This window comes from Rhodococcus sp. IEGM 1366, assembly GCF_033142425.1.
Taxonomy (GTDB): Bacteria; Actinomycetota; Actinomycetes; order Mycobacteriales; family Mycobacteriaceae; genus Rhodococcus_F; species Rhodococcus_F globerula.
In genome coordinates, this window is record NZ_JAWLRZ010000035.1 from 1 (window position 1) to 662 (window position 662).

Annotated in this window: 1 protein-coding gene; it reads left to right on the top strand. The window is 57.7% G+C overall.

All coding sequences use genetic code 11. The features are described 5' to 3' along the window. A partial coding sequence (locus tag R4P64_RS33925; RefSeq protein WP_317824578.1) for an amidohydrolase family protein occupies window positions 1–650 on the top strand: 650 nt, incomplete at its 5' end. Between the last annotated feature and the right edge of the window lie 12 nt (window positions 651–662).

Consider the following 662-nt stretch of genomic DNA (forward strand, 5'->3'; position numbering starts at 1 on the left):
AATGCGTCAAAGAGGTCTACCGCACCGCAGCCAAGGGCGCAAAAGCGATTTCCTTCCCCGAAAATCCTGTACCGCTAGGACTTCCGTCGTTCCACACCGATCACTGGGATCCGCTGTTCTCGGCGTGTGAGGATGTCGACATCCCGTTGACCGTGCACTTCGGCACCTCGGGTAAGGCCCCGATCACCGCCCCCGAAGCCCCGATGGCCGTGATGACGGCACTCTTCGGGTGCAACTCGATGTACGCGACCGCCGATCTGTTGTTCTCCCCGGTTTTCCATCGCCATCCGACACTGAAGTTCCTGCTCTCCGAGGGCGGGATCGGCTGGGTTCCGTACATGCTCGAACGGATGGATCAGACGTGGGAGAAGCACCGGTTCTACCAGAACATCAACCAAACAGTGCGTCCGTCGGAATTGTTCTCCAAGCACCTCTTCGGTTGTTTCATCGAGGACAACTTCGGTATCAAGAACCGTCACGACGTCGGTATCGACAACATCACCTGGGAGGGTGACTACCCGCACTCGGATTCGAACTGGCCGAACAGTCGCAAGAAAGTACACGACGCGATGATCGATGTTCCCGATGACGAAGTCGAGAAGATGGTCGAAACCAATGCCCGTGCCCTGCTGCACTTTCCCCGTACCTAAACCACTGCCGCG